Below are 12,940 nucleotides of genomic sequence, written 5' to 3'. Positions count from 1 at the left end.
GGGCCCGCCCGTGCCGCCGCGGGTGTCCCGCGCGCGGGGCGCGGGACTCGGGACGGGTCAGGCGCGCGGCTTCTCGCGCATCTCCCACGTCTCGATGAGGTCGCCCTCGTGGATGTCGTTGAAGGAGCCGAGTCCGATACCGCACTCGTAGCCCTCGCGGACCTCGGTCGCGTCGTCCTTGAACCGGCGCAGCGAGTCGATCGAGAGGTTGTCCGCCACGACGCTGCCGTCCCGGACGAGCCGGGCCTTGGAGTTGCGGCGGATGGTGCCCTTGGTGATGTAGGCACCGGCGATGTTGCCCCACTTGGAGGAGCGGTACACCTCGCGGATCTCGGCGGTGCCGAGCGCCACCTCCTCGTACTCCGGCTTGAGCATGCCCTTGAGCGCGCTCTCGACGTCGTCGATCGCGTTGTAGATCACCGAGTAGAACTTCATCTCGACGCCCTCGCGGTCGGCCAGTTCCGTCACGCGCTCGGCGGGACGGACGTTGAAGCCGATGATGATCGCGTTGTCCACGGTCGCCAGGTTGACGTCGTTCTGGGTGATGGCGCCGACGCCGCGGTGGATGACCCGCAGCTGGACCTCCTCGCCCACGTCGATCTTGAGCAGGGAGTCCTCGAGGGCCTCCACGGCACCGGACACGTCGCCCTTGATGATGAGGTTGAGCGTGTCGATCTTGCCGGCGGCCACGGCCTCGTCGAAGGACTCGAGCGTGATCCGCTTGCGGCGCTTGGCGAGCAGGGCGTTGCGGTCCGCCGCCTGGCGCTTCTCGGCGATCTGGCGCGCGGTGCGCTCCTCCGGGGTGGAGAGGAACGTGTCGCCCGCCCGGGGCACGGAGTCCAGGCCCAGGACCTGCACGGGCCGCGAGGGACCCGCCTCCTCGACGGACTGCCCGTTCTCGTCGAACATGGCGCGCACACGGCCGTACGCGGCACCGGCGACGATCGCGTCGCCGACGTGCAGCGTGCCGGACTGCACGAGCACGGTCGAGACCGCACCGCGCCCCTTGTCCAGGTTCGCCTCGATGGCCACGCCGCGGGCGTCCTTGTTCGGGTTCGCCGACAGCTCGAGCGCCCCGTCCGCGGTCAGCACGATCGCGTCCAGCAGGTCGTCGATGTTGAGGTTCTGGCGCGCGGAGACGTCGACGAACATGGTGTCGCCGCCGTACTCCTCGGGGACCAGGCCGTACTCGGTGAGCTGGCCGCGGATCTTCTCCGGGTTCGCCTCGGGCTTGTCGATCTTGTTGACCGCCACCACGATCGGCACGCCGGCGGCCTGGGCGTGGTTGAGCGCCTCGACCGTCTGCGGCATGACGCCGTCGTCCGCGGCGACCACGAGCACGGCGATGTCCGTCACCTGGGCACCACGGGCACGCATGGCGGTGAACGCCTCGTGGCCCGGGGTGTCGATGAACGTGATCTGCCGCTCCTGGCCGTCGACCTCGGTGGCGATCTGGTAGGCGCCGATGTGCTGGGTGATGCCACCGGCCTCCCCCTCGATCACCTTGGTGTTGCGGATCGCGTCGAGCAGGCGGGTCTTGCCGTGGTCGACGTGGCCCATGACGGTGACGACCGGAGGACGCGCCTCGAGGACGTCGTCGCCCTCGGCCGCGGCCTCGGCCTCCAGGTCGATGTCGAAGGACTCGAAGAGCTCGCGCTCCTCGTCCTCCGGCGAGACGACCTGGATCCGGTACCCGAGCTCGGCGCCCAGCAGCTGGAAGGTCTCCTCGTCGAGGGACTGCGTCTGCGTGGCCATCTCACCGAGGTGGATGAGCACCGTGACGAGGGAGGCCGGGTTCGCGTTGATCTTCTCGGCGAAGTCCGTCAGCGACGCGCCGCGGCGCAGGCGCACCACCGTGGTGCCGTCGCCGTGGGGCACGGAGACGCCACCGACGGACGGGGCCTTCATCTGCTCGAGCTCCTGGCGCTTCGCCCGCTTCGACTTGCGCTGCTTGCCACGGGCACCGCCGCGCCCGAAGGCGCCCTGGGTGCCGCCGCGGCCACCGCGGCCCGGGCCGCCGCCGGGACGGGAGAACCCGCCCCCGCCGCCACCGGGACCGCCGCGGCGGGGACCTGCGCCGCCGCCGGCCGGCCGGGAGCCGATCGGGGCCACGCCGGTGGTGTGACCGGGCATCATGTTCGGGCTGGGCCGGGCCCCACCGGGGCGGGGACCGCCCTGGGGACGGGGACCGCCCTGGCCCTGCGGACGGGGACCGCCCTGGCCCTGCGGACGGGGACCGCCCTGGCCCGGGCCCTGACCCTGACCCTGACCCTGCGGGCGGGGGCCGCCCTGGCGCTCGGGACGGCCCGAGCGCATGCCCTGCTGGGCGGCGAACGGGTTGTTGCCCGGGCGCGGTCCGGCCGGGCGGGGAGCACCCGGGCGCGGCGCGGCCGAGCCCGGACGGGGCGCGTTGCCACCGGGGCGCGGCGCGGCGGAGCCGGGACGCGGCGCTCCGCTGCGGCCCATGCCCTGCTGGCTGGCGAACGGGTTGTTGCCCGGGCGCGGGCCCGGGGCGGGTGCCTTGGCACCCGGGGACGCCGGGCGCTGCGGCGCGGACCGCTCCGGGGCCGACCGCTCCGGGGCGGAGGGCTGCTCGGGGGACCGCTGCTCGGGCGCCTTCGCGGCGGGCCGCTGCTCGGCGGCCTTCTCGGGCGCCCGCTCCGGTGCCTTCTCGGCGGGCTTGCCGGCCGCCGGGCCCGGTGCGGGCGCACTGGCACCGGGCCGGGGCGCGGTGCTGGGCTTCGACGCGGGCCTGCCGGCGGGCGCCGCGGCAGCGGGCTTCTCCGCCCGGCCGGCGAGGGCGGAGCGCAGCTTCTTGGCGACGGGCGGCTCGACGGTCGAGGACGCGCCTCGGACGAACTCACCCAGGGTCTGAAGCGTGGAAATCGCTTCCTTGGACGTTATTCCGAGCTCTTTCGCGAGCTCGTGAACGCGGGGCTTGGCCACTTCTCTCCTGTCTCGGTTCGCACCGAAACAGGCACGAACCACTTATTTTCCGTTGAGGCTCCCGGAGCATCGGCCGTCGAGGACGGCGCGGGGTCGCGGGAGGCCGTTGGCAGAGCACAACGAAGCACTCATCGCTGGGCACTCATCGGTTTTCCATCGGTTCTCTGACTCGCTTTCCAGTTCTTCACCCGCGTACGGACGTGGTCACCGGTCCGGTCGGACCGCGCGGGCTGCCGTCCGGGGACGGCTGTGGTCGGCACTCGTGCGCCCGGTCACCGGGCGGCCCCCGTGGACAGCAGGGCGGCCAGTGCGGGGGCGACCGCCTCCGTGTCCACGACTGCCCGGAACGCACGCCGGAAGGCGCGCCGGCGCAGGGCCGAGTCCAGGCACTCGTGGGAGGGGTGGAGCCAGGCTCCGCGACCGCCGAGGCGCCCGGTCCGGTCGACCACGGCCCGGAGGCCGCCGTCGGTCGGTTCGGTCACCACACGTACGAGCTGGTCAGGGTGTTCGGTGGTCCGGCATCCGATGCACGTGCGACGGGAGTCTGCACTCACTCGTTCGCTGCTCCTCGTCTCGCGCCGGGACGTCGGGGACGTCCCGCGCGGGCCGGGAAACGGCGCCGGACAGGGACCACCAACGGTCTGACCGCTGTCCAGTCTATCCCGGGGACCGCCCTGGGCCGAAACCGGGCGCGCGAGGGGACCTCGGGGCCGCCCCCGGGGGGCGGTACGGACCCTGGCGCGGCGGGGCTCAGCCGCGCTCGGCGGCCTTCGACTCCGGGACGATGTCGATCTTCCAGCCGGTGAGCTTCGCGGCCAGACGGGCGTTCTGCCCCTCCTTGCCGATGGCCAGGGACAACTGGGTGTCGGGGACGACGGCGCGGGAGGAGCGGGCCCGCTCGTCGAGCACGCTCACCCGGGACACCTTGGCCGGGGACAGGGCGTTGGCGATGCAGCGGGCCGGGTCGTCGGACCAGTCGACGATGTCGATCTTCTCGTCGTGCAGCTCGTTCATCACGGCGCGCACGCGGGAGCCCATCTCCCCGATGCAGGCGCCCTTGGCGTTGATCCCGGACTGGGTGGCGCGCACGGCGATCTTGGTGCGGTGCCCGGCCTCGCGGGCGATCGCCATGATCTCCACGGAGCCGTCGGCGATCTCCGGCACCTCCATCTCGAACAGGCGGCGGACCAGGTCCGGGTGGGAGCGCGAGAGCGTGATGGACGGGCCCTTCATCCCGCGCTTGACCTCGACGACGAAGGCGCGGATGCGGGCGCCGTGCGGGTACTTCTCGCCGGGGGCCTGCTCGTGCGGGGGCAGCACGCCCTCCACGGTGCCGAGGTCGACCTGGACCATGTGCGGGTTGTGCCCCTGCTGGATCTGCCCGGAGACGATCTCGCCCTCACGGCCCTTGAAGTGCCCCAGGACGGCGTCGTCCTCGACGTCGCGCAGCCGCTGGAGGATGACCTGGCGCGCCGTGGAGGCGGCGATCCGCCCGAACCCGGCCGGGGTGTCGTCGAACTCCCCGACCGCCTCGCCGTCCTCGTCCAGCTCGGGGGCCCAGATGGTGACGTGGCCGGTCTTGCGCTCGATCTCGGCGCGCGCCCCCGGCAGCGCGCCGGGGGTCTTGTGGTAGGCCAGCAGGAGGGCCTGCTCGATGGTGGGGATGAGCAGGTCCACGGGGATGTCGCGCTCACGCTCCAGCAGTCGGAGGGTGCTCATATCGATGTCCATGTCCGGCCTTCCTCACCTGACGACCCCGGGGACGGAGCAGCGCACCGTCGGGGTGACGGAACGCCGCCGCGGGTCGTGCTCGCGCACTCGTCGTCGCCCTCGGCTGTCGTCGCACTACGGACCGCGGCGCCGGTGGGCGCCGCGGCGTCAACGGCACATCTTACACTCGTGCCGGAGCGGGGCGGGCCGCTCAGTCCGTGAACTCGACCTCCACCTTGGCCCGGCGCACGGCGCCGAAGGCCCAGCGCTCGGGGTCGAGCAGCCGGGGCGGCATGCCCTTCTTCACCTGGTGGCTGCGCTGCAGGACCACGCCGTCCTGGTCGGCCTCGAGCAGTCGGGCCGTGAACTTCTCGCCCTCCACCGGGGTGACGCGCACCAGCCGGCCGATCGAGCGGCGCCAGTGCCGCGGGGCCACGAGCTCCCGCGTGGCCCCCGGGGAGGACACCTCCAGCTCGTAGGCGGAGCCCGGCACGGGGTCCGTGCGGTCGAGGACGTCGGACACGGCACGGGAGACGGCGGCGATCCGGTCGATGTCCACACTGTCGGTGCTGTCCTCCGGGAGGTCCACGAGCACCTGCAGCACGAGACCGCTGCCGGCGGGCTTCAGGGCGACGTCCTCCAGGACGAGCCCCGACTCCTCCACCGCGGGGCCGATCAGCTCGGCCAGCCGGTGGTCGTCGGGTCCGGGGGTGCTGTGCTCGCTCACGGGGTCTCCTCGTGCTGTCGGGACGGCGGGGTCGGTCCTGGAAATCCTATGATGGACGCGGCCCTCCGCCGTCCTCCGCCCCGTCCCCCAGGAGCCTCCCGGTGACCGATCCCCGCACGCCCGCACGCCGGGCGCTCCCGCTGCTGCTGGGGATCCTGCTCGGGACCGGCGCCGCCGGGGCGTGGTGGCTGGACCACGGCCGTCCGGTGCCCCCGGACGAGATCGTGCGCGCCGACGCGTGGCTGCGCACCGAGGCGCTGCTCGAGGACCCCTCCCCGGGCCCGGCGCCCGCCGCCGCGTGGCAGGACGTGCGCGCGGACCTGGCCCGGCAGCTCGAGGCCCTCGGTCCCGCGCCCGACGACCGCACGAGCGCCGCCGCCCGCGCGCAGCGCCCCTCCCCCGCCGCCGGCCCGGACGCCGCAGGGGCCCGGGACGCGGGCGCCGCGGCGTCCGCGGCGCTGCGGTCGACGGCGGCGGCCCTGACCGGGGACGCCCTCGCCGCCGAGGACCCCGCCCTGGCACGGGTGCTCGCCGCGGCGGCGGTCTCGCGCACCACGGCGGCCCGGCAGCTGGACGGGCCCGGGTCCCCGGCACCGGCCGGCGCCGACCTGTGCGAGGCGGGCGGGGACCCGGCCCCCGGCGGGGCGACCGCTCCCGGCGCCGTCCTGTGGTCGGCGCTGGACCGTGCCGGCTACGCCTTCGAGGCCCTGGCCGCCCATGCCGGGACGGTTCCGGACGGTGCTGCCGCGGACGCCGCCCCGCCCGGCGCCGGGCTGCCGGACCGGGCCCGGCAGGACCTCCAGGAACTCCTCGAGGTCCCGTCCGCCCGGCGGGTGCTCGCGGCCGACCCGGGGCTGCCGGCGGGTGCCTACGTCCTGCCCGGCGATCTGCGGGAGCACCCCGGCCGGGTCGCGGACACGGCGGCCCGGGACGTGCAGGACGCCGCCGCGCACGTCCTGGCCCGCGGGGACGCCGGCACGCGGTGCTGGGCGCTCGTGGCCCTGGAACGGGCGACCGCGCTGCGCGCCGGGATCACGGGCGAGATCGACGCCCTGCCCGGCGTGGTCCACGACGACCCGTCGCCGTGACCCCGCGCCCGGGGGCGGCTCAGGCTCCCCGCAGGACGTCGATCCCCAGCTTGAGGATGAGCAGCGTGACCACGGAGAGGAACACGACCCGGATGAAGCGGCTGCCGCGGGCCACCGCGGTGCGCGCCCCGAGGTAGCCGCCGAGCATGTTGGACACCCCCAGGACGAGTCCCAGGCCCCACAGCACCGACCCGTGGCCGAAGAAGAAGACGAGCGCGCCCACGTTGGTGGCGAGGTTGACGATCTTCGCCTTCGCGCTCGCGGCCAGGAAGCTGTAGCCCAGCAGCGTGATCATGGCGATGACGAGGAACGAGCCCGTGCCCGGGCCCATCACGCCGTCGTAGAAGCCGATGACGGCGCCGATCAGCATCGCGGTGCCGTAGTGCCGGGCCCCGCTGTGACGCAGCTCCGTGAGCTGCCCGACGGTCGGCCGGGCGACGGTGAACAGGAGCACGGCCACCAGCGCGGCGAGGATGATCGGGCGGAACACCGCCTCGGGCAGGGACGCGGCCAGCGCCGCCCCGCCGAAGCTGCCGGCCAGCGCGACACCGGCCATGGGCAGGGCGGTGCGCAGATCGGGGGACGTGCGCCGGTAGAACGTCAGGGCGCTCGTCGCGGTGCCGAACACGGAGCCCATCTTGTTGGTGGCCAGGGCCTGGACGGGGCTGATCCCCGGGACCATCAGCACCACGGGCAGCTGCAGCAGGCCCCCACCGCCGACCACGGCGTCGACGAACCCCGCGGCGAGCCCTGCGGCCACCAGCAGGGCGACGACGCCGGGGTCCATCTGCTCCAGGCCCGAGGCCCCGAGCCAGGCGCCGAGCCCCTGCACGGGCTCAGCCGCGCACGGACGCGGCGACCGCCGCGGCGACGCCGTCCCGGGCGATGTCCTCGCTGCTGCCGCTCGCGCGGTCCTTGAGCTCGAGGACGCCGTCCTTGAGGCCGCGGCCCACGACCAGGACGGTGGGCACGCCGAGCAGCTCGGCGTCGCCGAACTTCACGCCCGGGGAGACCTTCGGCCGGTCGTCGAAGAGCACCTCGAGCCCCTCCGCCTCGAGCTCAGCCACGACCTTCTCGGCCTCCTCCAGCACTTCGGGGCCCTTGCCGGTGGCGACCACGTGGACGTCCGCGGGGGCGACCTGGCGGGGCCAGAGCAGTCCCTTGTCGTCGTGGTAGGCCTCGGCCAGGGCGGCCACCGCGCGGGTGACACCGATCCCGTAGGAGCCCATGGTCACGGTGACGAGCTTGCCGTTGCGGTCCAGGACCTTCAGCCCCAGCGCCTCCGCGTACTTGCGGCCCAGCTGGAAGATGTGGCCCATCTCGATGCCGCGGGCGGCCTCGAGCGGACCGGAGCCGTCCGGCGCGGGGTCCCCCGCCAGGACCTCGGCGCACTCGAGGACGCCGTCCCAGGCGAAGTCGCGCCCGGCCGTGAGGTCGTAGACGTGCTGGCCGGCCACGTTCGCGCCGGTGATCCAGCGGGTGCCGCGGACCACGCGCGGGTCCACGAAGAAGGGGATGCCGGTCGTGGACCTCTCGCCGAGCACGGCCTGGTCGAGGGACAGGCCCGGACCGATGTAGCCCTTGACCAGCAGGGGGCAGCTGCGCAGGTCCTCGTCGCCGGCCTGCTCCACGAGCAGCTCGCCGGAGACGTCCAGGGCGGCGCCGATGCCGGCCTCGATGCGCTTGAGGTCCACGGCGCGGTCGCCGGGCAGGCCGACGGCCACGAGCCGGCGCGCGCCGTCGGGCAGCACGACCGCGAGCACCACGTTCTTGAGGGTGTCGCCGGCCGTCCAGGGCCCCTCGGCGCGCGGGTGCAGCTCGTTGGAGCGCTGCACGAGCGTGTCGATCGTGGGGCTGTCCGGGGTCTCGAGCACCCGCGCCTCGGGGGCCGCAGCGGGATCGGACTCCTCGGGCACCACGGTGGTGACCGCCTCGACGTTGGCCGCGTAGCCGCCCGCAGAGCGTACGAACGTGTCCTCGCCGACCTCCGTGGGGTGCAGGAACTCCTCCGAGCGGGAGCCGCCCATGGCCCCGGACTGCGCCGAGACGGCGACCACGGGCAGGCCGAGGCGCTCGAAGATCCGGACGTAGGCCTCGCGGTGCTTGGTGTAGGACTCGTCGAGGCCGGCGTCGTCGACGTCGAAGGAGTAGGAATCCTTCATGACGAACTCGCGCCCGCGCAGCAGGCCGGCGCGGGGCCGGGCCTCGTCCCGATACTTGGTCTGGATCTGGTAGAGCATGACCGGCAGGTCCTTGTACGAGGAGTACAGGTCCTTGACGAGCAGCGTGAACATCTCCTCGTGCGTGGGAGCCAGGAGGTAGTCGGCGTCCTTGCGGTCCTTCAGGCGGAAGAGGTTCTCGCCGTACTCCGTCCACCGGTTGGTGACCTCGTAGGGCTCGCGCGGCAGCAGCGCCGGGAAGTGCACCTCCTGGGCCCCGATCGCGTCCATCTCCTCGCGCACCACCTGCTCGACCTTCCCGAGCACCCGCAGGCCCATCGGCAGCCAGGTGTAGATCCCCGGGGCGGCGCGGCGGATGTAGCCGGCCCGGACGAGCAGCCGGTGGCTGTCCACCTCGGCGTCGACGGGGTCTTCGCGCAGGGTCCGCAGGAACAGGGAGGAGAGTCGCAGCGCCACGAGGGCTCCGTTTCTCCCGGGGAGCGCGGCGTGGTGCGGCCGGGCCCGGGCGTCGAGAGGGTGGGCGGCGCCGACGGCGCCGCGGATTCCGGTCAAATCTACACCCCCCGCCCGGCCCGCCGCGCCAGGATCGACGCCCCCTGGGGGCTCAGAGCAGCACGGTGGCGAAGGTGCCGACCCGCTCGAAGCCGACCCGCCGGTAGGTGGCGAGGGCCCGGACGTTGTAGTCGTTGACGTAGAGGCTCACCACGGGTGTGCGCACGCGGGCGAGGCGCACGGCCGCCGCCATGCAGGGCGCCGCCAGACCCTGGCCCCGGTGCGCCGGGTCGACCCACACCCCCTGCACCTGCGCCACTCCGCGGGCCACCGAACCGAGATCGGCCTTGAACACCACGCGGCCCCCGTCGTCGGTCAGCAGCAGGCAGCGGCCCGCCTCGACGAGCGCGGAGACACGGTCCCGGTAGCCGCGGTCACCGCCCGTGTACGGGGAGTAGCCGACCTCCTCCTCGAACATGGCGGCGCTCGCGGGGAGCACGGCGGGCAGGTCCCCGGGGCGGGCGACGCGCACGCCGGGGTGCGGGGCGAGCGGCGGGTCCCGGTCGATGGCCAGCAGGGGCTGGACGGGCCGCAGGTCGAAGGGCCGGGGCCAGGAGCGCTCCAGCCGGGACCACAGCCCCAGCACCAGCTCGGCGGGACCGAACACCGACGCGTGCCGGGACCCGCCCCGCCGCAGGTGCCCGCCGACCAGGTCCAGGCCCGCGGCGTCCAGGGACACGGGCACCACGTTGGTGCCCACCCAGCAGGCGCCGGTCAGCTCCCCGTCCGGCCCGGCCGTGCCGACCACGGGCGGGATCCGCGGGACCTTGCTCCGGCGGTAGGACTCGACGTGGGCGGCCACGAACGCGTGGGCGACCGGGTCCGCCTCGAGCAGCCGGTCCAGCTGTGCCGGATCGACCTCCCCCGCCGGCACCAGCCGCGGGGCCGTCCTCCGCTGCGTCCTCACCCGCCCGTCACCGGCCCGTCAGCTGACGCTCACGACGGGGCTGCCCGCCGTGGTCTCCCCGTTCTCGTCCGTCTCCATCTCGGCGGCGATGCGGTTGGCCTCCTCGATCAGGGTCTCCACGATGAGGTCCTCGGGGACGGTCTTCACGACCTCGCCCTTGACGAAGATCTGGCCCTTGCCGTTGCCGGAGGCCACGCCGAGGTCGGCCTCGCGGGCCTCGCCCGGGCCGTTGACGACGCAGCCCATCACGGCCACCCGCAACGGCACGGTGAGCCCCTCGAGGCCGGCCGTGACCTCGTCCGCGAGGGTGTAGACGTCCACCTGGGCGCGGCCGCACGAGGGGCAGGAGACGATCTCGAGCTTGCGCGGGCGCAGGCCCAGGGACTGCAGGATCTGATTGCCGACCTTCACCTCCTCGACCGGGGGCGCCGAGAGGGAGACCCGGATGGTGTCGCCGATGCCCTGGGACAGCAGGGCGCCGAAGGCCGTGGCGGACTTGATGGTGCCCTGGAAGGCGGGTCCCGCCTCGGTCACGCCGAGGTGCAGGGGCCAGTCGCCGCGCTCGGCGAGCAGCTGGTAGGCCCGGACCATGGTGACCGGGTCGTTGTGCTTGACGGAGATCTTGAAGTCGTGGAAGTCGTGCTCCTCGAACAGGGACGCCTCCCACACGGCGGACTCCACGAGCGCCTCGGGCGTGGCCTTGCCGTACTTGTCCATGATCCGCTGGTCGAGGGAGCCCGCGTTCACGCCGATCCGGATGGACACCCCCGCGGCCTTGGCCTCGCGGGCGATCTGGCCGACCTGGTCGTCGAACTTGCGGATGTTGCCCGGGTTCACGCGCACGGCCGCGCACCCGGCCTCGATGGCCGCGTACACGTACTTCGGCTGGAAGTGGATGTCGGCGATCACCGGGATCGGGGACTTCATGGCGATGATGGGCAGGGCGTCGGCGTCGTCCTGGGACGGGCACGCCACCCGCACGATGTCGCAGCCGGTGGCGTTGAGCTCGGCGATCTGCTGCAGGGTCGCGTTGATGTCCGTGGTGGGGGTGGTCGTCATGGACTGCACGCTCACCGGCGAGTCGGAGCCGACGCCCACGGACCCGACCCGGATCTGCCGGGTCTTCCGGCGCGGGGAGAGGACGGGCTGGGGCGCGGCGGGCATGCCGAGGCTGACCGGGGTCAAGGAGTTCCTCCGAGGAATCGAGGGCAGGAGCTGGAGCGGTGGCGCCGGGACCCGCTCGCCGGGCCCGTCGCCGGTTCCCATTGTGCCCCATGCTCCCGGGCGGGTCCCCGGCGGCGGGGCGGATTTCCTCCCTCGCCGAACGCCCGCCGGCCCGGGCTCAGAACAGCCGGACCGGCTTGACGATGTCGGCGTAGATCAGCAGCACGGACATCCCGATCATCAGCACCGCCACCGCGTAGGTCACCGGCAGCAGCCGGGCGGGGTCGAAGGGGCCGGGGTCGCGGCGGCCGAGCAGCCGGGCGCTCCCCCGCCGCAGCGCCTCCCACAGCGCCCCTGCGACGTGCCCGCCGTCCAGCGGCAGCAGCGGCAGCAGGTTGAAGACGAACAGGGCCAGGTTGACGGAGCCGACCAGGCCCACGAGGGAGGCGGCCTTGTCCCGCAGCGCGATCTCCTCGTGCGCGGCGATCTCCCCCGAGATCCGGCCCACCCCCACCACGGAGATCGGGCCGTCGGGGTCCCTCGGCGCGTCCGAGAACGCCGCCTCCCCCACCTCGTAGACCCGCTGCGGCAGGTGCAGGACCACCCCGGCGATCTGCCGCAGCCCGTCGAGCACCGCCCCGGGCACGGCGGTCAGCGGCTGTCGGACGGGTTCGGTCGTGGGGCTGATGCCGATGAACCCGACCTCCTCGTAGCGGGGGGCGCCGCCCGCCCCGGTCACGGCGGCGCCGGAGTCGTCCAGCACGGGCCGCGACGACAGGATGGGGGTGAGCGCCGTGGACACGCTCCGCCCGTCCCGCTCGACCACCACCGGGATCCGCTCCCCGGCCCGGTCGCGGATCCGGCCGGTGAGCTCGTCCCAGGAGGCGACCTGGGCGCCGTCGACGGCCGTGACGACGTCCCCGGGACGCAGCCCGGCCGCGTTCGCGGGGGCCCGGGGGTCTCCCGGGCGGCACTCGGTCTGCCCGGCGGCCTGGCGCTCGGCGGCCACCACGCACTCGGAGACCCACGCGACGGTCGTGGTGGGCGTCGCCGTCCCGAAGCCCGAGAGCAGGACGGCCAGGCACAGGGCCCCGAGCAGGAGGTTCATCACCGGGCCGCCGAGCATGATGACGACCCGCTTCCACACGGGCAGGCGGTAGAACACGCGGTCCTCGTCGCCGGGGGCGAGCCGACCGGCGGCCGCGCCGCGCGCCTCGGCCGCCAGCTGCTGGAACACGCCGGTGCTCGAGGCGCGGGTCGTCGTGCCCGCACGCGCCGGCGGGTACATCCCCGCCATGGAGATGTAGCCGCCCAGGGGGACCGCCTTGAGCCCGTACTCCGTCTCGCCCCGCCGGCGGGAGAACACGGTGCGCCCGAAGCCGACCATGTACTGCGTGACGCGCACGCCGAAGAGCTTGGCCGGCACCAGGTGGCCGATCTCGTGGAGGGCGATGGACACCACGAGGGCGCCGGCGGCCAGCAGCACGCCCACGAGGAACAGCACGACGCCCATCCGTCCGACCTCCCGGGATCGTCGAGGGCCCCCGGCGGGCGCCGGGGGCGGCGGGGCCGTGCGCTCGGCACGGCGAGGACCAGTCTGCACCACCATCCTGGACGGTGCGTGGCAGGGGCACCAGGTCACGACGACGGCCGGCCGGCTCCCCGT

At 74.2% G+C, this 12,940-nt stretch carries 10 protein-coding genes; 1 reads left to right on the top strand and 9 read right to left on the bottom strand.

The window, feature by feature from the left end:
- Nucleotides 1-57 precede the first annotated feature (57 nt).
- The 4 genes from infB to ABD220_RS01435 form a co-directional block, all read right to left on the bottom strand.
- Nucleotides 58-2,946 (bottom strand): translation initiation factor IF-2, encoded by a 2,889-nt coding sequence (gene infB / locus ABD220_RS01450; protein WP_344119169.1) that lies wholly within the window; start codon nucleotides 2,944-2,946, stop codon nucleotides 58-60.
- Between the two features lie 272 nt (nucleotides 2,947-3,218).
- Nucleotides 3,219-3,500 (bottom strand): YlxR family protein, encoded by a 282-nt coding sequence (locus ABD220_RS01445; protein WP_344119167.1) that lies wholly within the window; start codon nucleotides 3,498-3,500, stop codon nucleotides 3,219-3,221.
- A gap of 196 nt (nucleotides 3,501-3,696) precedes the next feature.
- Nucleotides 3,697-4,677: a transcription termination factor NusA gene (gene nusA, locus ABD220_RS01440; protein WP_344119165.1), complete on the bottom strand. Its 981-nt coding sequence runs from the start codon at nucleotides 4,675-4,677 to the stop codon at nucleotides 3,697-3,699.
- A gap of 190 nt (nucleotides 4,678-4,867) precedes the next feature.
- Nucleotides 4,868-5,383 (bottom strand): ribosome maturation factor RimP, encoded by a 516-nt coding sequence (locus tag ABD220_RS01435; RefSeq protein ID WP_344119163.1) that lies wholly within the window; start codon nucleotides 5,381-5,383, stop codon nucleotides 4,868-4,870.
- 101 nt (nucleotides 5,384-5,484) lie between these two features.
- Between ABD220_RS01435 and ABD220_RS01430 the strand changes: the two genes are divergently transcribed.
- The gene (locus ABD220_RS01430) at nucleotides 5,485-6,471 is read left to right on the top strand and encodes a hypothetical protein (protein ID WP_344119162.1); all 987 of its coding nucleotides are present in this window, start codon (nucleotides 5,485-5,487) and stop codon (nucleotides 6,469-6,471) included.
- 19 nt (nucleotides 6,472-6,490) lie between these two features.
- On the opposite strand, the gene ABD220_RS01425 is transcribed toward ABD220_RS01430, so the two are convergent.
- The 5 genes from ABD220_RS01425 to ABD220_RS01405 form a co-directional block, all read right to left on the bottom strand.
- Nucleotides 6,491-7,258, bottom strand: coding sequence for a TSUP family transporter (locus ABD220_RS01425; protein WP_344119286.1), 768 nt, complete (start codon nucleotides 7,256-7,258; stop codon nucleotides 6,491-6,493).
- A 49-nt stretch (nucleotides 7,259-7,307) separates the two neighbouring features.
- A complete protein-coding gene (locus ABD220_RS01420) occupies nucleotides 7,308-9,107 on the bottom strand; it encodes a proline--tRNA ligase (protein ID WP_344119160.1) in 1,800 nt (599 codons plus the stop codon).
- 148 nt (nucleotides 9,108-9,255) lie between these two features.
- Nucleotides 9,256-10,110: a GNAT family N-acetyltransferase gene (locus ABD220_RS01415; RefSeq protein ID WP_344119158.1), complete on the bottom strand. Its 855-nt coding sequence runs from the start codon at nucleotides 10,108-10,110 to the stop codon at nucleotides 9,256-9,258.
- Nucleotides 10,111-10,128: 18 nt separating this feature from the next.
- Nucleotides 10,129-11,295 carry a flavodoxin-dependent (E)-4-hydroxy-3-methylbut-2-enyl-diphosphate synthase gene (gene ispG, locus ABD220_RS01410; RefSeq protein WP_133410454.1) on the bottom strand — a complete coding sequence of 389 codons (1,167 nt, stop codon included), beginning with the start codon at nucleotides 11,293-11,295 and terminating at the stop codon, nucleotides 10,129-10,131.
- A gap of 157 nt (nucleotides 11,296-11,452) precedes the next feature.
- Entirely contained in the window at nucleotides 11,453-12,787 is a 1,335-nt protein-coding gene (locus ABD220_RS01405) for a M50 family metallopeptidase (RefSeq protein WP_344119156.1), read from the bottom strand.
- Between the last annotated feature and the right edge of the window lie 153 nt (nucleotides 12,788-12,940).

The organism is Kocuria aegyptia (assembly GCF_039530085.1).
Taxonomy (GTDB): domain Bacteria; phylum Actinomycetota; class Actinomycetes; order Actinomycetales; family Micrococcaceae; genus Kocuria; species Kocuria aegyptia.
The sequence above is the reverse complement of the archived record's forward strand: the minus strand, read 5'-3'. Positions and strand labels throughout refer to the sequence as shown.